The following is a 15,700-nucleotide window of genomic DNA, read 5'->3' on the forward strand; positions in this document are numbered from 1 at the left end:
TAATTCTAACAGAATTGTAACCATGCATCAGCGCGAAAAATCTGGTAAAAAATTAACGATTTCGTTAATGAGCTTGTAACTTTTTGCCATCGTATTTCGTTTATAATGCAAGACGTGAATGTATTGCTAGACAAGGCCAATTAGACCAAGAAGTCCAAGAAGAGGAAGCAGAAGAGGAGAAGCACAATTTAGGGAAATGGGAGACCGATACACAATGATGCGATGGCTTCGCAAGAAAGAAAAAGTCGAAGTTCAGCCCGGAGCTGATTCTCCGGTACCGGAAAGTGCGGAGGGGGAGACCGCCGCTGCCGCAGAGAAGACGGCATTAGCAGAAGCAGATGCCGAGGTTATTGCAGCCCATGTTGTACAGAAGGAGGAAGAGAAGGAGACCGGACCTATTTTGTCGGTCAAAGACGTTCGCCGATCATTTCCGGTGGGCGGAGGAGAAATCCAGGTATTGAAGGGTATCAACATGGAAGTGCTCTCCGGCCAGCTGGTCATGCTTAAAGGCCGTTCTGGCTCGGGCAAAACGACATTGCTCAACATGCTTGGCGGATTGGATCAGCCGACTTCCGGTGAAATCTGGTTCCGCGGTCAGCCGCTTCATGAGCTGAACGACGATAAGCGTACCCTGCTGCGTCGGAATCAGATTGGATTTATTTTCCAGGCCTATGCCTTGCTGCCGTTGCTCTCCGCTTGGGAGAATGTCGAACTGTCGCTGCGTATGGCGGGAGTTCCCCCTCAGGAATGGAAGCCGCGCGTTAAGCATTGCCTGGAGCTCGTTGGACTCGGGAAACGGATGTTTCACCGCCCGTTCGAGTTGTCCGGGGGCGAACAGCAACGGGTGGCCATCGCCAAAGCGATTGCCCATCGCCCCAAGCTGTTGTTGGCGGATGAACCAACGGCCAACCTCGATTCGCAAATGGGAGCACAAGTCATGGCAGTATTCAAGAACATCATACAGACCGAACGCGTGACGATCTGTATGACTACTCACGATCCTACAATCCTGGAGGTAGCGGACCATGTTTACGAAATGGTGGATGGCAAATTTATCGAATAAAAAAGGGGGGATAAGGCTTGTCCGAACGCTGGGGGTATTCGCTCTGTCCCTGACGTTAATTGCGTCCACAGGCTGCGCCCTGCTGCCGGACGAAGAGGCGGAGGAGGACCTGCCGGTGATCACGCCGCCGACAATCTCGAAGAAGCCGGAGTATGAGGTGCGCACGGAGACGATCGAGCTTAGCGTCAGTGCGGTTGGGAAGATCATGAGCCAGCGCGAGGAGCCGTTATTTTTCACAAAGGATAATCTTCACGTGAAGGAAGTACTCGTTAAGGCAGGCGACAAAGTCAAGCAAGGCGATGCTCTCATTCAATTGGATGTCGAAGATTTGCAGAAGGAATTACGGAAGAAGAAGCTGGAGTTCCGCAAGCAGGAAATCTCCATGAAGGAGCTGCTGCGTACGAAGGACGAGAAGGACCCGATCGAATTTGAGGAGGCCTCGATCGTCTTTGAGGAACAGCGTCAAGAGCTGGAGGATTTGGAGAAGACGATCGCCGACGGCACACTCCGTGCGCCGTTCTCCGGAACGATCATTTCCGTCTCCGTCCAGAAAGGAGCCGCGATCAAAGCATATGATACGGTAGCCGTGTTGTCCGACACGTCTTCGTTGGTCGTGGCAGCTCAGTTTGCCAAGGAGGACTTAGAGAAGATTGCCGTTGGTATGAAAGCCAAGGTTGATATTAATGCGATGGGCGTATTCGACGGGAAGGTGAAGGTCATGCCTGTGGATTCCGGATCGTCCGACGACAATAACGGCGGCGGAGGCGGTAAACCTCCAGAGAAAGATACAATCGATAAGTACCTGATCGTGGAACTGGACAAATGGCCGGAGGGACTTGAACGTGGACGGCCGCTCAGTGTGTCCATTGTAACGGAACGTAAGGAAAACGCGGTGTTGATTCCGATTTCCGCCCTGCGGACGATTGGCTCGCGCACTTATGTTCAGGTGGTAGAGGAAGACGGTTCGAAACGTGAAGCCGATGTTGAGGTAGGTTTGCAGACCTCGACCGACGTGGAAATTGTTAAAGGACTCACGCCGGGGCAGAAAGTAGTGGGTCGTTAATGGGACTTCCTTTATTACGTTTATTGTTCCGCAAAATGTGGAACACGAAATGGCTGACGTTAAGTACGCTATTGGGCCTCATTGTCGCGGTCTCGTTCACGGTCAGCATTCCGATGTATTCCGACGGTTCGCTGAAGCGGGTCGTTGCGACCACCCTGCAGGCGGAGAGCGAAGGGCTGCCCGCCGGTTCGTTGATCATGAGCTATCAGGCGCCGGGTGGTACCAAGACGGATTTGAATGCACTATCCGCCGTCAATCAATACATTGTTGACGAGGTGCCGGGGCAAATTGGCTTCCCGTTTGACACCTACGTGAACATCAGATCCATCCGCAGTACGGAGGTATTTCCGGAGGACCCGACTAAGGTTGACGCGAGCCGAACGCGGACGATGTCCATCGTATCCATGAGCGGTTTACAGGACCATGTGGCAATTTCCGGCGGCCGGATGTATTCTGATCAAGGCGATGGCGATACGCTTGAGGCTTTGATGCTGGAAGAAGCGATGTACCGGCAGGATCTGCACGTCGGTGACGTGATGGAGTATCCGGTGTACAGCGGTGTGGACGTGACGCTTAAGGTGAAGATCGTGGGCACCTTCCAGCCGGAGAACGAGAATGACCCGTACTGGTATCAAGGCTTTGAAGGGATGATGAACACTTTCTACATCTCGGATCAAGCCTTTAATGAAGGCCTGTTGAATCGATTATCGATTCCGCTGCATAGCTCCAGCTGGTATTACGCTTTTGATCTCGGTGAGATCAAGACGAGTCAGCTGTCACCGCTCTCAGATACACTGGAGCGGTTGAACGTAGAGTTATATCAGAAGCTGAAAGATACGAAGGTGGATGTCTCTTTTGGCAGTCTGCTCAGTGACTTCCGCAAGCAGAGCCTGCAGATGCAGACGCTGTTGTTTACCCTGGCGGCACCGATGATTGCCATGGTGTTCTATTTTATTGTGATGAACGCTCGCCAGGCGCTCGACAAGCAGCAAAGCGATATCGCGGTTTTGCGCAGCCGCGGAGCTTCTACGAAGCAGATTATTTTCATCTATTTATTTGAAAGCCTGATTCTTGGCGCGGTTGCACTCATCGCAGGTCCATTGCTCGGCTGGTTTATGTCGAAGAGCATCGGCTCGGCAGACGGCTTCCTGACGTTTGTGAACCGTAAGTCCATTCCGGTAGGCTTTAATGCCGATGCCTTGGTATTGGGAGCGGTAGCGGTTGTGATCGCGATCTTATCGACGCTGTTGCCGGCAATTTCCTTCGCCCGCTCCTCGATCGTCAAGGCCAAGCAGAAGCAAGCGCGCTCCGATCGTGCGCCATTTTGGCAACGTTGGTTTATCGATATCGTCTTGATGGCGATTTCGGGTTATGGGTATTACCTGTTTAATGAACGGCAGATGCTGACGTTCCAGACAGGGATGACGACGGATGAGCTGCAGGTTCAACCGTTCCTGTTCTTCGTACCCGCGCTTGCCATTTTTTCCATCGGACTGTTTTTCCTGCGGGTGTTCCCGTGGTTGCTTAAGCTGATCGGCTGGATCGGCAAAAAGTGGCTGCCGGTTCCTTACTATCTAAGTTTGACGCAACTGTCCAGATCGTCTTCTTCGTATTATCCGTTGATGATCCTGCTCGTTCTGACGCTGGGTCTTGGGGTATATAACGCTTCAGCCGCACGGACAATCGACCTGAATTCGACGGAGCGGACGCTCTATAAATATGGAGCAGATGTGATCATGCGAACGGTATGGGAAGGCACGCCGGAAATCACTCGTCCTTCTCAAGGAGGCTCCGGCCAAGGTCAAGGCGGCGGTCCGGGAGCTCCAGGCGGCGGGAACCCAGGTGGAGCACCTGGCGGCGGCCCAGGAGGCGGAGGGCAAAATCCTACCCCGTCTAAACTAATCTATTCCGAGCCCCCGTTCGAAATCTTCCGGAGGTTGGACGGCGTCGAGCATGCGGCACGTGTGCTTCAAACGAAGGGGAACATCATTATCTCTGGTCGTTCGGCAGGCCAAGGGAATGTGATGGGGATCGACAATGTCGATTTTGCCAAAGTGGCCTGGTTCCGGAACGATCTGTTCCCAACGCATCCCTACCATTATTTAAATTTTCTCGGAATGAACGAAAGTGCAGCTTTAGTCCCGTCGAACTTGGCGGAGAAGTATAAGCTGAAGCCGGGCGACGTGTTTACGGTTGCCTTGGGTGAGCAAGCGGTGGAATTTGCCGTATACGGGATTATTCCGTATTGGCCAAGTCAATATCCAGATCAAACACCGTTTATTATTGCGAATTTGGATTATATTTACGATCAAGTTCCGCTTATTCCTTATGAGGTCTGGCTTAAGATGAAGCCGGGGGCTAAAGTCGCCCCGCTGATTCCGAAGCTGGCGGATCAAGGAATTGAGCTTTATTCGGTTGATGATGTTCGCAGTGAATTGGCGGCGCAAAGCAAGCATCCGACCCGGGGAGGCGTATTTGGGATCCTAAGTCTCGGTTTCCTCGTCTCGGTCATCGTGTCGTTGATCGGGTATGTGTTGTACTGGTTTTTCAACTTATCGGGCCGGGTCGTCCAGTTCGGGATCCTGCGGGCGATGGGCTTATCCCGGAAGCAGCTGACGTTCATGCTGCTGGCCGAACAGATCTTAACTGCCGGCTTATCCATCGTGCTCGGGATCGTCATCGGGAAGATTGCCGGCAAGCTGTACTTGCCGTTCCTGCAAACGGCGGATAATGTTACAACGCAGGTTCCGCCTTTCCGCATCGTATTTGATAACCAGGATACGCTTCAGCTTTATGTTGTTGTGTTCGTGATGCTCCTGATGGGAGCCGGCCTGCTGTTCTGGCAAATCCGGCGACTGCGTGTGCATCAGGCGGTAAAAATGGGAGAGGAGCGCTAAGAGATGATTCATTGCGAAGGACTCGTCAAGATTTTCAAATCCGAAGATATCGAAGTTGTGGCGCTCCAAGGCCTGAACTTAACCGTGGAACAAGGCGAAATGATGGCGATCATCGGCAACAGCGGCAGCGGCAAATCCACCTTGCTGAATATTCTCGGCGGGCTGGATCGCCCGTCCGCCGGCCAAGTTAACGTCGGGGGTTGGGATCTGCTGAAAATCCGCGATGACCAGCTGGTGGAATATAAGCGCAACACGGTTGGTTTCGTCTGGCAGAACAATGCCCGCAACTTACTTCCTTATTTGACAGCTTTGGAAAATGTAGAAATGCCGATGCTGCTCACCGGGAAGCTGGACAGAGCCTATGCGAAAGAGCTGCTGGAGCGGGTTGGCTTAAAGGATCGAATGCACAACAAGCTGCATCAGCTCTCCGGCGGGGAGCAGCAACGGGTTGCGATTGCGATCTCGCTGTCGAATCGACCGAAGCTTCTGCTGGCCGACGAACCCACGGGTTCGGTCGACACGGCCACTTCCGATCAGATCATGCAAATCTTCCGGCAGGTGAACCGTGAGCTGGGTATCACGGTTGTGATCGTCACGCACGATTTGAACCTGGCTGGGAAGGTAGACCGCGTGGTCGCCATCCGTGACGGCTTAACGAGCACCGAGTTCCTGAAGCGTAACCCGAATCTGGATTTGGCGGCAGCCGAGCTAGGCGGAGGATTGCAGGAGGTTCACGAAGCCTTTGTTGTGGTTGACCGCGTCGGACGTTTACAGGTTCCGAAGGAATATCTGGAATCCGTCGGAATCAATGGGCGGGCGAGCATGGAGTTTGACGGAGAGAAAATCATTATTACAGCACCTAAATCGTTGGAGGGGGATCCATCATGAGGTTCAAGAAATTATTGTCTGTATCGCTGGCTGCAACGCTGGCGTTGGGCCTGCTCGCTGGCTGTAACGGCAGTAAAGCGGCAGACCCACAGCAGGAGAAAGTACTTCGCATCGGCGTGCTTTACGGGGGATATGACGATTCTTATTTCCGGCAGCAGTATACCGATGTATATGAATTTACAAATAACGTACGTATCGAGGTTGTGCCAGCGATTGACTCCAATCAATATCGTTATCAAGATAGCTCGGAGCCTTACGTACAACCCGATTATTTGGAGAACATGAAGAAGATTATGACCGGCAGCAATCCGGTAGATATTGTGGTCACTGACACGTCTGTATTGTATCAGTTGATCAAGGAAAATATGCTCAAGCAACTGGATCCATTAATTCAGGAAGACAAATTTGATACTTCTGACTTTGTTCCGGCGGTGATTGATGGAATCAAGGACCTTGGGGATGGGAACTTGTATGCCTTAACGCCTAACTTCTCCTCTTCGGCCTTGTACTACAATAAAAAGATGTTCGCGGATGCAGGCGTCGAACCGCCAACCGATAACATGACCTGGGAGGACATGTTTAATTTGGCGCGTCGGGTAGCGAAAGGGGAAGGAAAAGACCGGGTGTTTGGATTTTCCTTCTTCCGTTACAATGGAAGTGATCCATATTGGGATATGCAGTACAGTTACCTCAATCCACTACAGTTGAAGACGTTTGATGACAAGGCCGAGACGATGACGGTGAACACGCCGCAATGGACCAAGGTATGGGAAACCATCAGCAAGCTAACGAAAGACAAGATCATTCCAGACAGTAACAGTATTATGATAGATGATGCGGAGTACACACCTATTAGTAACGATATGTTCCTGTCTGGGAAAGTTGCGATGACGGTTGCCGAAAGCTACTACGTTAATGAAATCACCGATGCCAACAACAATGCTTCTAAAATCAAAAACTTCACACCGGTGGATTGGGATGTCGTGACCTTACCTGTTCATCCGGAGAAACCAGGTGTAGGCGGCAACATTTGGCTCAGCAATACCTTTGCGATCAATAGCGCTGCGCCAAATCCGGAAACAGCATGGGATTTCATCAAATTCATTAATGGCGAGGATTGGGCGAAGCTGAAGTCTCGCAGTAACTCCTACGAAATGTTGGCACGTAAGTCGTACATTAAACCAAAGGCTGGGCTCGATTACAACGTTCAAGCATTTTACTTGTTGAAGCCTACGACACCAACTGACCCTAAACTTGATAAACTGATGAGTGATAAACCAGGTTTGTATAGCATCTCCAGCGTCGGACAGAGATTTTTCCGGGAGGTTCTGGAAAATAAGAAGACACCTGCGGAAGCTCTAAAGGAATGGGAAGAGATAGGAAACAAGATGTTACTTGAAATTAAAAACAATCCAAAAACCCAATTCCAGGAGGATGGTACGCCATTTGTTCCTGAGGAAGGGGCGGCAGCAGGCGGAGCCGTATTTAAGGGGTAAGCCGAGGTTTGCATTGAACACCAAAAAATTACCATATAGATTTAGGGCCGCTGGACGAAATCCGGCGGCTTTTTTTGTTAAGGTTGGGCATTCTATAGACATGAACAATTTGCTCTAATTCACGAAAGGATGGACGAAACAATCATGCGTTGGGTATACTTCAATAAACTGTATCGAACGAAATTCCAAGCGGGATGTCTCGCCCGGCGGTTGGAGCAAGACGGTTGGATCTATGGTTTTGATGATATGCGGCAAATCGAAATTTTCCGATCGCGCAAGGGCAAATACGGCGTGCGATTTATTCCATAATCTTAGACTTGACGTGCCCTGCGAGAATCGTGTATATTATTGATTGTCGCCAATTTAATGACGCGGGGTGGAGCAGCCCGGTAGCTCGTCGGGCTCATAACCCGAAGGCCGCAGGTTCAAATCCTGCCCCCGCAATCCAAGTTCTCCCGGGCCCTTAGCTCAGTTGGTTAGAGCGGTCGGCTCATAACCGATTGGTCACAGGTTCGAGTCCTGTAGGGCCCATAAGTGCAAAACCCTCTTGCTTTGGCAAGGGGGTTTTTGCTTTTCAACCATTAAAATCAAAGTTTCGTAGATTCCTGTTGAGCGTTTTGTAGTAGGTCATTTTCTTGTGAATAAATGAAGAAGTAAAATGTGTACGATATGTATATTAGAATATACGGGCTAGCTCAACTATAAGTATCGTTTTCTGGATAATTTGTCTCATAAATAGTAAACGCCGCTTGTTCCTGTCTTCAGGATTAAGCGGCGTTCTTGGCTCTAAGTGTTCAAATACAAGATTGTCCAGTAAGTCGCTGATCAGATTACCGTGGCTGTACACGTAGTTGCCGTTCCATGGATTACCGGCAGCATCAACTGACAGGGAGCTTTGAGCGCCCATAATAAAATGATGCGGATTGGCATGCTTAATGGCTTCATCCAACGGAGCGCCATCTACACCTGCGCTTCCGGGGGTCGACTCACCTGCACCGGTAAGCAACTGGTTAATCGTATGCTGCACTAACTCCACATGACTGATCTCTTCTAAGAACACTTCGCGAACCAAGTCACGATATTGTGGGGCATTTCCCCGGAAGTTGCTGCTTTGAAAAAAGAACTGCATCATCGTCCGCATTTCACCAAATCTTCCGCCCAGCGTCTCTTGAAGCACTTTCGCGGCTGCGGGATCAGGACGATCCGGGACGATGAGGTTAATCAAATCCTCTTTGTAGAAGTACAAGTTGGCTTCCCCTTTCAAATGGTTGGTTTGGTCATTCGCTGTATAAGATAGTGTGCATTGCTAGGGGGGAGGATATCCAAAATAGAAAAAAAGAGCCGTTGTCACAGCTCCCTAAAGATCATTTGACTTGCTTCTGGATCATTAATCGATGGTATTCATTCAGCAATTCATCTAGTTGCTGACTTACCATGATCATTTCCCGATCCGCAAGACGTTTACTTCGGGCAAGATGGTTTAATTCCATCCGGAGCTCTTCAATTTTGAGGATGAGTTCCATGACGAACAACTCCTAGTTGAGGTATTAATGCCATCCGTCCGCTTTCGACTGGTGATTGTCCGACCTCTTCCATGTACTGTCACTGTTCTGCACCAAATTAAAGCGGTACCCTTATGTTTTCTATGTCCGTTTTTGTAAATCCTCCCTAAATCCTGAAATAAAATGCAAAAATCTGTCGATTTAGTGAATTTTATTAAAATTTAAGCTTTTCACGGAAATCAAAAAAGGACCGCACAAGGCGGTCCTTCCAATTTTTATCGAATAGGCGATCACTTGCTGTCCGGAGACGGAGCAGGATGTGCGGCCAAGTATTCCACCGCATGATAGGTCAAGAGAGCCGCTTCTGCGCGGGTAATCAGATCTCCCGGATGGAATTGATTGTTCTCATCCAGCTGGGCGATCCCGAGTACAAGCGCACGTTGAACCGTCCCTTGATAAGAAACCGTCAGCTGGTCTTCGTCAGCAAATTCGATTGGTTTGATATTGATCATCGGCAAATCGCCATGCTTCTCCATCGCCAAAATCAGCTGATGGGTAAATTCCTCACGCGTCATAGGCTTGTCCGGATTCACGTTGACGTCAAGATCAAACCCGTTAGTTTGAGCAATCGAGAACGCAGGGGCATACCAGGCATCTTGCTTGACATTGACAAAATAATCACCAGCGTTTTCTGGAGTATCGGACTTCAACCCTAGCAGATTGACGATCAACTGAACGCCCTGGCTAGTCGTCAATTGGTCATCCGGCAGGAAGCTGTCGGCGCTGACGCCGCGAACGATGCCTTTCGCTTGCAGGACAGAAATACTGTCTTTGGCGACAGATTGGCTTACATCTTTAAAGTTCCCTGCAGCAGCAAAGCTTTCTCCAGCCAAAGACAAGCTCAAAATGGCGGCGGCGGACAACAGGGCTACATTACGTTTAAACATGGTGATCACCTCGTCTAGTATTTTTTGACAACCTCTAGACGATGAGTATTGGAAAAGGTTGCAGAAAAAATTAAAAAGATTTTCCAAATGGAATGATTCGCGTCACGTGATGGATTTCGTCGAGATTCACCCAGACGGCCCCTTCTGTTGTGCGCAGATGTACTTTGTCAGGCGCTGAACCCCACTTCGGCAGTCCGGTCATCAATTGTCCGTCATGCAGTTGAATGACCACTTGATGACCCAGCGTAACTGCCATTTTCAATTCGTGCATGAATGCTAACCTCACCTTTCCTGAAATTCAAGCCTTTTTTCGCAAGACTAACCTTAACTTACCATAATTCCTAACTGAATAGTTTATCGGAATAAGACAGCATGAATTTTGGGTTGATATTGATTGGAATTCTGTATATAATCATAAATACGGAATTTTTGAACAAGCCGGGGTGGCGGAATTGGCAGACGCACAGGACTTAAAATCCTGCGGTAGGTGACTACCGTACCGGTTCGAGCCCGGTCCTCGGCATTTGTGAAGATAGAGTGCACTCGTTTATTGAGTGTGCTCTATTTTTTTATAGGACAAATGGATTATTTTGACGAAAAACGTTACGAAATATCTACTAAATGTCGATATAAAATGGGAGAAGGCTGGAAAAAGGTTCCGGTACATCAGCAATGAGAATAAAGGAGAGGAATCAATGTTGGCTAACAGGAAGATGACGTATTGGATGCTCGTCTTGACGCTCCTCCTTTCGGTACTTGCTCCTACGGGCGCATTTGCAGCATCCGGGGACATCAAGGAGATTAATATCGATGGAGCCGGCACGACCGTTGAACTCGGCGTGGGGAAAACGAAGCAGCTTAAAGTAACGGCTGGGCTTGAAGGGGGCGGCACCAAAGATGTGACTTCTACTGTAACTTGGACGTCCGGTGATGATACCGTAGCCAAGGTTAGTGCCGGCGGTTTGGTCACCGCGCTGAAGAGCGGTACTGCGATCATCACGGCGGAATATAAAAATCCAACGACTGAAGTCGGGTCGGTATCGTCTATTACGATTAAAGTTACAGACACCTACACTGAATTAACTTTGGACTACAAATTAGACGGAAAATATAGTTTGGACACCCCTGACTCCGATCTGACCATCACCGCTAAGGCGAAGGTGGACAACACGTCTGTGGAACCCAAGGATGTAACGGATGAGGCGGATTGGACTTCCTCGAATACGGGTGTACTGACCGTTGAAAAGGGCAAGATTACGCTAAATGGTACAGGGGAAGCGACGATTACAGCGAAATATGCCGGTTTGACCGCTTCGTTCAAAGCGAAGGTCACGTCGCCTTACTCTGGCTTGAAATTGTACAAGACATCTGGAACGACAGAGACGGAAATTCAGGATAAAGAAGACCTTGAGTTGATCGTGGCTGATAAAGAAGTAGAGCTTAAGGTGAAAACGGTGCTGAAGAGCAACCCGGATACAACAAACGACGTTACGGAAAAGGCGACCTGGAGTTCTTCGGATACCAGCGTTGCTACGGTTGAAGACGGAACGGTTAAAATCGTATCGACGGGGAAAGCGACGATTACGGCAACCTATTATGGCGAGCAAGCGAAAGTCGACATTTACGTACGAGCTCCGTATGAAGCGATTCTGCTCACGCCGTCGGGTGATCAGACGCTCTTCATTGGGGAAACGTTGGCAGTAAATGCCGGCGTGAGAGTGAAGGCAAACGAAACTCAAGACGTCAGCAATAGTGCGGAATGGACTTCTTCCAATAAATTAGTTGCGACTGTAAGTGACACCGGTGTTGTGACGGCCAAAGCGGCGGGATCAACTACGATTAAAGCCAGCTATCAAGGCGTGAGCAAGAGCTTCAAAGTTACGGTACTTCCTACGGTGACCGAGCTCAAAATCGAGAAAGAGCAGCTTGATATCTATGTAGGCGGATCGGCGAGCCTGCCGAAGGTGACCGGCACGAAGCTGGACGGAGAATCCATCGATCTCAGCGATGCCATCACGTGGACCTCGAGCCAAGAGGATATCGCGGTAGTCGAGGATGGAAAGATCGTAACGAAGGATCTGGATGACTCGGTTGTATCTGCCGAAGTTACGTTGACCGGGAAGCTGGCAGAAGCCGGAACAGGGCTGACCCCGAACGCGGACTTCCCAATTCGCGGAACTGAAGTGACGGTTAAAGTTAACGTGAAAGAAAAGGTTCTGACGCTTCTCGCCACGCAAACTTCAATGAACATCGTCATCGGTGAAGAAAATGCGCTGCCGGAAATCACGGTGGTCTATGAAAATGGTGTAGAGCAAACGAATCCGGCTGGCGTTGAATGGAGCGTTACCGGCTCCAATGTGGTGTTGAAGTCGACAGCAGACGGCAAGAAGCTGAAAGGTCTCAGCAAGGGCTCGGCCACGCTGAAAGGAACTTTCGAGAACAAGACCATCAATATATCGGTCTCTATTGAGCCGAAAATCACCAAGATTGTTGTAGAGCCGCAAACGATCGAGCTTAACATCAAGAAATCGAAATCGATCAAGGTAACGGGGTATTATGCAGACGGCAAGAAAGTCACCCTGTCCTCCAAAATGGGCTGGGTCTCCTCCGATGTGAACGTTGCTACGGTGTCGTCCTCCTCGGTGAAGGCTGTCGCTGAAGGAACCGCAACGATCACGGGTTCTTATCAAGGCAATGTCGTTACCGTGAAAGTGAATGTGGTTCCGAAGCTGGTGAAACTGGAGGTTAGCGAGAAGAAGCTCCAGCTGGCTCCTGGTGCGGCCAAAACGGTTGTCCTGACGGCAACGTACGATACTGGCAAGGTCGCCACGGTAACGGGCAGCGCGAAGTGGACAACCTCCAAGGCGAACGTTGCGAAAGTGTCGGCTGGTCAGATTCAGGCGATTGCCAAGGGCTCTGCTTCCATCAAAGCAGAGTATGGCGGCAAGAAGGTATCTATCAGCGTTTCAGTGAAATAAGATCGAACATGAATCATTTGAGTCTGCCTTTGGAAAGGCAGACTTTTTTTATGAACTAACTATTTTTTATGTGCTATTTGCTAAATTTTGATTGATTTAAGGCTCGATTATCCGCTATAATTAGAACAAATGTTCTGGGAAGGATTAACATCTATGATTAGGCAGAAGACATGTTGGACGGTTATTGGCGTATTTTTGGTGTTTTTAAGCGTACTTCTTGCAGGCTGCAGCGCAGCGAACTGGGAAGAAGTTGCGGGGCGGCTGGTGGAGAACACCTCCGTTGCTTCCGAAGTGGAAGGAGACGGTCAGCTACGCGTGATTTTTCTGGATGTGGGACAAGGTGCATCCCAGTTGTTGATCAGCCCCTCCGGGCATACGATGCTGATTGATGCCGGCAACAATGACCAGGAGCAGGCGATGCTGGACTACCTTCGCTCTTATGGCGTAAATCATTTGGATATCGTGATTGGGACACATCCAGATGCGGATCATATCGGCGGGCTGGACCGGGTCATCGATCGTTTGGACATCGGCGAAATCTACATGCCAAGGATCCAGTCCAATACGAAGACATATGAGTCCTTGCTGAACTCCATTCGGAACAAAGGGCTGAAGGTGAAGACCGCCAAAGCGGGCCTGGAGCTAGCCTGGGACGAGCAGGTGAAGGTGAGTATGATCGCACCGGTGACCGTGACCGACGACAGTAATAACATGAGTGCCGTTGTGAAGGTAACATATGGCCGCACTTCTTTTCTGTTAACCGGGGATGCTGAATCGGAGAGCGAACGGGCAATGTTAGAATCCGGAGTGAATTTGCGCGCCGACGTTATGCTGGTCGGGCACCATGGCTCGAAATCTTCAACAACGGCCAAGTTTTTGAATGCAGTGAAGCCAAAATATGCGGTGATCCAGGTGGGAGAGAATTCTTACGGGCACCCGACGAAGACGATCCTGGATCGGCTGTCCAAGCAACAGGTAGAGGTCTATCGCAACGATCTTCAGGGTACCGTGGAGATCGCCAGCGACGGCGAGGGCTACCGGATCACAACGGAAAGGTAGGATAAGATGAGCCATATCGTGGAAGGCTTTGAGGGCGATTTATGCATTTTGGAATCGGACGGGAAGCTCCGAAATGTCCCGCGTTCCCAGGTGGATCCTAAGGTCAAACCGGGAGATGTTGTGGAATGGAACGGCACGAAATGGGTTCCCAACCTGCGGGAAACAGAAGAGAGAAGCCGTCATATCCGCGCTCTAATGGATGAAGTGTGGGAAGACGAGGAATAGGATTGATTACGTTCATGAAGGAGGAATGTTGGAGATGTTGATTCGGCCGCAGACAGGGGAATACGCCCCACATTTTGAACCTTACATTCAGATGGTGCCTGAGGGGGAGTTCGTTAAGTTTCTGGAGGAGCAGACGAAGCGGCTTCGAGAGAAGTGGGCAGGTATTCGTGAAGAGCAAGCAAACTACCGGTATGCCGAAGGAAAATGGAGCGTGAAGGAAGTCATCGGCCATATGGCGGATACGGAACGGGTCATGCAATACCGTATGCTGCGGATTGCCCGCGGCGATACGACGCCGCTTCCAGGCTTCGACGAGGAATTGTTCGCCCGTCATGCCGGGTTTGACCGCCAGTCGATGGAGGAGATCGTAAAGGGCTTCGAGATCGTGCGGGAATCCACGTTGGCGCTGGTTCGTCAGCTGGATGACGATGCATGGGCCCGCAAGGGGAACGTAGCCGACTATCCGGCCACAGCCCGTGCCATCGCCTATAACATCGCCGGGCATGCGGAGCACCATATGCGGATTTTAAACGATCGGTATATTCAAGCTTAATTAGAGGAAAGCGATAGGTAAAAAGGACGGATGTCGTCATCGTATGGATGAGCGCTTCCGTCCTTTTTGCCTGGAATTATTCGTGGGACATGATCATTTCAAGCTCCCCGCTTAAGCGGTAAGGACCAAAGCCTGCTGGCAAGATGAAATGCTCGCCTTTGGCCAGATCATAGCTTTGTCCGCCTGCCGTCAGCTTCCCGTTACCGGCAAGCACGCTGAAGATTGTATATTTCTCGTTCGCGGCAACCTCGGTTTCTTCGCCGGAGACGTTCCATTTTTCCACCGTAAAGAAGGAATTGGAGACGAAAGAAGTGACCGTCAGGCCGCCGCGCTGCGTCGTTACATAAGAAATGGGTTCATACGCTTGCGGAACGGTGGTGACGTCGATCGCTTTCTCCAGATGAAGCTCACGGGTGTTGCCGTCTTTGTCACGGCGATCATAGTCATACACACGGTAGGTGGTATCCGAGCTTTGTTGCGTTTCAAGCACAACGATGCCTTTCCCCAGGGCGTGCAGCGTGCCGCTTGGAACATAAAAGAAGTCGCCTGGTTTCACCGGCACTTTCGTGAGGAAGCGATCCCACTCGCCGTTATGGATCATGGAGACGAGTTCTTCTTTGGTTTTGGCTTCATGGCCGTAAATGATGACAGCCCCCGGCTCAGCATCTACGATGTACCAGCATTCGGTTTTGCCCAGCTCGCCGTTCTCGTGTTTGCCAGCGTACTTATCGTCTGGGTGCACTTGCACCGACAAGTCGTCGGAGGCGTCGAGAATTTTCGTCAGCAATGGGAACACCTTGGACGAGGAGCGGAACAGCTCCGGATGAGAGGTCCACAAATCCCCCAGCTTCATGCCTTGGTACGGCCCGTTCTTCACAACACTTTGCCCGTTCGGGTGAGCGGATACGGCCCAGCATTCACCGGTGTGGTCATTGGGGATGTCATAGCCAAACAAATCTCTGAGCTTGGTGCCCCCCCAAATGCGTTCTTGGAAAATCGGCTGCAAAAAAATTGGTTCATTCATCGTTA

General features: G+C 50.4%; 14 protein-coding genes, 3 tRNA genes and 1 pseudogene. 13 read left to right on the plus strand and 5 right to left on the minus strand.

Annotated features, from left to right (window positions below; translation table 11 throughout):
* The first annotated feature begins 214 nt into the window (after positions 1 to 214).
* The 8 genes from C812_RS04705 (at position 215) to C812_RS04735 (ending at position 7,938) form a co-directional block, all read left to right on the plus strand.
* Complete coding sequence (locus C812_RS04705) at positions 215 to 1,063, plus strand: ABC transporter ATP-binding protein (RefSeq protein WP_016311541.1); 849 nt, start codon at positions 215 to 217, stop codon at positions 1,061 to 1,063.
* Complete coding sequence (locus C812_RS04710) at positions 1,026 to 2,126, plus strand: efflux RND transporter periplasmic adaptor subunit (protein ID WP_016311542.1); 1,101 nt, start codon at positions 1,026 to 1,028, stop codon at positions 2,124 to 2,126. Before C812_RS04705 ends, C812_RS04710 begins: the two co-directional genes overlap by 38 nt.
* A complete protein-coding gene (locus tag C812_RS04715; protein ID WP_016311543.1) occupies positions 2,126 to 5,023 on the plus strand; it encodes an ABC transporter permease in 2,898 nt (965 codons plus the stop codon). Before C812_RS04710 ends, C812_RS04715 begins: the two co-directional genes overlap by 1 nt.
* Positions 5,024 to 5,026: 3 nt before the next feature.
* Positions 5,027 to 5,911: an ABC transporter ATP-binding protein gene (locus C812_RS04720; RefSeq protein WP_016311544.1), complete on the plus strand. Its 885-nt coding sequence runs from the start codon at positions 5,027 to 5,029 to the stop codon at positions 5,909 to 5,911.
* On the plus strand, positions 5,908 to 7,407 hold the full coding sequence (locus C812_RS04725; RefSeq protein WP_016311545.1) for an ABC transporter substrate-binding protein: 1,500 nt from the start codon (positions 5,908 to 5,910) through the stop codon (positions 7,405 to 7,407). Before C812_RS04720 ends, C812_RS04725 begins: the two co-directional genes overlap by 4 nt.
* A gap of 129 nt (positions 7,408 to 7,536) precedes the next feature.
* Positions 7,537 to 7,716 (plus strand): hypothetical protein, encoded by a 180-nt coding sequence (locus C812_RS22495; RefSeq protein ID WP_139817567.1) that lies wholly within the window; start codon positions 7,537 to 7,539, stop codon positions 7,714 to 7,716.
* Positions 7,717 to 7,777: 61 nt separating this feature from the next.
* Positions 7,778 to 7,851: transfer RNA gene (locus C812_RS04730), tRNA-Met, on the plus strand.
* A gap of 13 nt (positions 7,852 to 7,864) precedes the next feature.
* Positions 7,865 to 7,938, plus strand: a tRNA-Ile gene (locus C812_RS04735).
* Positions 7,939 to 8,200: 262 nt separating this feature from the next.
* Here the strand turns inward: C812_RS04735 and C812_RS04740 are convergent.
* The 4 genes and pseudogenes from C812_RS04740 to C812_RS04755 all read right to left on the minus strand — a co-directional run.
* Positions 8,201 to 8,653, minus strand: a pseudogene (locus C812_RS04740) (manganese catalase family protein); the annotation flags it as partial.
* A 118-nt stretch (positions 8,654 to 8,771) separates the two neighbouring features.
* Positions 8,772 to 8,930 carry an aspartyl-phosphate phosphatase Spo0E family protein gene (locus tag C812_RS04745; protein WP_009225645.1) on the minus strand — a complete coding sequence of 53 codons (159 nt, stop codon included), beginning with the start codon at positions 8,928 to 8,930 and terminating at the stop codon, positions 8,772 to 8,774.
* Between the two features lie 269 nt (positions 8,931 to 9,199).
* A complete protein-coding gene (locus tag C812_RS04750) occupies positions 9,200 to 9,856 on the minus strand; it encodes an S-layer homology domain-containing protein (RefSeq protein WP_016311547.1) in 657 nt (218 codons plus the stop codon).
* Between the two features lie 70 nt (positions 9,857 to 9,926).
* Positions 9,927 to 10,127 (minus strand): hypothetical protein, encoded by a 201-nt coding sequence (locus C812_RS04755; protein ID WP_016311548.1) that lies wholly within the window; start codon positions 10,125 to 10,127, stop codon positions 9,927 to 9,929.
* A gap of 166 nt (positions 10,128 to 10,293) precedes the next feature.
* On the opposite strand from C812_RS04755, the gene C812_RS04760 reads away from it, so the two are divergent.
* The 5 genes from C812_RS04760 (at position 10,294) to C812_RS04780 (ending at position 14,671) form a co-directional block, all read left to right on the plus strand.
* Positions 10,294 to 10,379, plus strand: a tRNA-Leu gene (locus tag C812_RS04760).
* A gap of 172 nt (positions 10,380 to 10,551) precedes the next feature.
* Complete coding sequence (locus C812_RS04765) at positions 10,552 to 12,834, plus strand: Ig-like domain-containing protein (RefSeq protein ID WP_016311549.1); 2,283 nt, start codon at positions 10,552 to 10,554, stop codon at positions 12,832 to 12,834.
* 153 nt (positions 12,835 to 12,987) lie between these two features.
* Positions 12,988 to 13,893: a ComEC/Rec2 family competence protein gene (locus C812_RS04770; protein ID WP_016311550.1), complete on the plus strand. Its 906-nt coding sequence runs from the start codon at positions 12,988 to 12,990 to the stop codon at positions 13,891 to 13,893.
* A 6-nt stretch (positions 13,894 to 13,899) separates the two neighbouring features.
* A complete protein-coding gene (locus tag C812_RS04775; RefSeq protein ID WP_016311551.1) occupies positions 13,900 to 14,118 on the plus strand; it encodes a DUF3006 domain-containing protein in 219 nt (72 codons plus the stop codon).
* 34 nt (positions 14,119 to 14,152) lie between these two features.
* Positions 14,153 to 14,671, plus strand: a complete 519-nt coding sequence (locus C812_RS04780; RefSeq protein ID WP_016311552.1) for a DinB family protein — start codon at positions 14,153 to 14,155, stop codon at positions 14,669 to 14,671.
* A 76-nt stretch (positions 14,672 to 14,747) separates the two neighbouring features.
* Here C812_RS04780 and manA read toward each other — a convergent pair whose 3' ends face one another.
* A complete protein-coding gene (manA, locus tag C812_RS04785; protein ID WP_016311553.1) occupies positions 14,748 to 15,695 on the minus strand; it encodes a mannose-6-phosphate isomerase, class I in 948 nt (315 codons plus the stop codon).
* Between the last annotated feature and the right edge of the window lie 5 nt (positions 15,696 to 15,700).

It is taken from the genome of Paenibacillus barengoltzii G22, from assembly GCF_000403375.2.
Lineage (GTDB): Bacteria > Bacillota > Bacilli > Paenibacillales > Paenibacillaceae > Fontibacillus > Fontibacillus barengoltzii.

Bases quoted from the DNA above. Each gene is read 5' to 3' on its own strand.
- C812_RS04770 (WP_016311550.1), top strand. From the start codon at position 12,988: ATGATTAGGCAGAAGACATGTTGGACGGTTATTGGCGTATTTTTGGTG.
- C812_RS04725 (WP_016311545.1), top strand. From the start codon at position 5,908: ATGAGGTTCAAGAAATTATTGTCTGTATCGCTGGCTGCAACGCTGGCG.
- manA (WP_016311553.1), bottom strand. From the start codon at position 15,695: ATGAATGAACCAATTTTTTTGCAGCCGATTTTCCAAGAACGCATTTGG.
- C812_RS04720 (WP_016311544.1), top strand. From the start codon at position 5,027: ATGATTCATTGCGAAGGACTCGTCAAGATTTTCAAATCCGAAGATATC.
- C812_RS04715 (WP_016311543.1), top strand. From the start codon at position 2,126: ATGGGACTTCCTTTATTACGTTTATTGTTCCGCAAAATGTGGAACACG.
- C812_RS04775 (WP_016311551.1), top strand. From the start codon at position 13,900: ATGAGCCATATCGTGGAAGGCTTTGAGGGCGATTTATGCATTTTGGAA.
- C812_RS04755 (WP_016311548.1), bottom strand. From the start codon at position 10,127: ATGCACGAATTGAAAATGGCAGTTACGCTGGGTCATCAAGTGGTCATT.
- C812_RS22495 (WP_139817567.1), top strand. From the start codon at position 7,537: ATGGACGAAACAATCATGCGTTGGGTATACTTCAATAAACTGTATCGA.
- C812_RS04765 (WP_016311549.1), top strand. From the start codon at position 10,552: ATGTTGGCTAACAGGAAGATGACGTATTGGATGCTCGTCTTGACGCTC.
- C812_RS04705 (WP_016311541.1), top strand. From the start codon at position 215: ATGATGCGATGGCTTCGCAAGAAAGAAAAAGTCGAAGTTCAGCCCGGA.
- C812_RS04745 (WP_009225645.1), bottom strand. From the start codon at position 8,930: ATGGAACTCATCCTCAAAATTGAAGAGCTCCGGATGGAATTAAACCAT.
- C812_RS04780 (WP_016311552.1), top strand. From the start codon at position 14,153: ATGTTGATTCGGCCGCAGACAGGGGAATACGCCCCACATTTTGAACCT.
- C812_RS04710 (WP_016311542.1), top strand. From the start codon at position 1,026: ATGTTTACGAAATGGTGGATGGCAAATTTATCGAATAAAAAAGGGGGG.
- C812_RS04750 (WP_016311547.1), bottom strand. From the start codon at position 9,856: ATGTTTAAACGTAATGTAGCCCTGTTGTCCGCCGCCGCCATTTTGAGC.